Below are 1,147 nucleotides of genomic sequence, written 5' to 3'. Positions count from 1 at the left end.
GTGTTGTGGCTCATGAGGTTGGTGACACGGGTCGGGGTGTGAGGAAGGGGTAGGCCCTGGCGGCAGGATGGAAGTACCTCTACGACCGCCTGCACGAAGGACCTACCCCTCATGTCCCACGCTAACGCCCCGTTGACTCCTGCTGGAAGGCGGCGCCTGATCGAGCGGTGCCAGTCGCGTCCGCTCGCGCACGTCGCCGCGGAGGCCGGCATCTCACGTGCGTGCCTGGCCAAGTGGAAGGCACGGTTCGAGCACGAGGGAGCGGCGGGACTCGTGGACCGGTCCAGCGCACCGTTCGTCCGCCCGACCCAGACCCCGCCCGCGGTCGTCGAGCTGATCGAGACGTGGCGACGAGAGAAGAAGTGGACCGCCCGGCAGGTCCACCGTGAGCTCGCCACCCGCGGGCACCAGGTCTCGGTCGCGACCGTGGGGCGCTGGTTCGTGCGCCTGGGCATCAACCGGCGCCGTGACCTGGACCCGACCGGTGAGACCAACCGCAAGACCGGGAAGATCGTGGCGAGGTTCCCCGGGCACATGGTCCACCTGGACGTGAAGAAGGTCGGCCGGATCCCCGACGGTGGCGGGTGGCGCGCCCACGGGCGCGGGTCCGACCAGGACAAGGCCGCCCAGCGCGTCAAGGACACCGCCGCACGCGCCGCGAAGAAGGACGGCACCCGCTCGACCCGGGGCGGGTATGTCTACCTGCACTCGATCGTCGACGGGTACTCCCGCCTGGCCTACACCGAGCACCTGAGCGACGAGAGAGCGGCGACCACGATCGGGTTCTACCACCGGGCCCGCGCGTTCTTCGCCGCCCACGGCATCACCCGGATCGTGCGCGTCGTGACGGACAACGGCGCGAACTACCGGGCACGCGACTTCGTACGCGCCGTCCTGGGCTCCGCGTCCCGCCACCAACGCATCCGCCCCTACACCCCGAAGCACAACGGCAAGGTCGAGCGCTACAACCGGATCCTGGCCGAAGAACTCCTCTACGCCCGCCGGTGGTCGTCCGAGGACGAACGCGCCGCCGCGATCAAGATCTGGAACATCCACTACAACTACCATCGAGCCCATACCGCCGCCAGTGACAGACCCCCAGCCTCACGACTACGCCGCCACGTCACCAACGTCATGAGCCAGAACA

General features: G+C 68.9%; 1 protein-coding gene. It reads left to right on the top strand.

What is annotated here, in order from left to right; genetic code table 11:
- Positions 1-111 precede the first annotated feature (111 nt).
- The coding region (locus CLV34_RS00575) for an IS481 family transposase (RefSeq protein WP_100348358.1) at positions 112-1,147 on the top strand (1,036 nt) is incomplete at its 3' end.

The sequence above is a fragment of the Luteimicrobium subarcticum genome, from assembly GCF_002798015.1.
GTDB lineage: Bacteria > Actinomycetota > Actinomycetes > Actinomycetales > Cellulomonadaceae > Luteimicrobium > Luteimicrobium subarcticum.
Note: the sequence above shows the minus strand (reverse complement) of the source record. Positions and strands in the feature narration are given on the sequence as shown.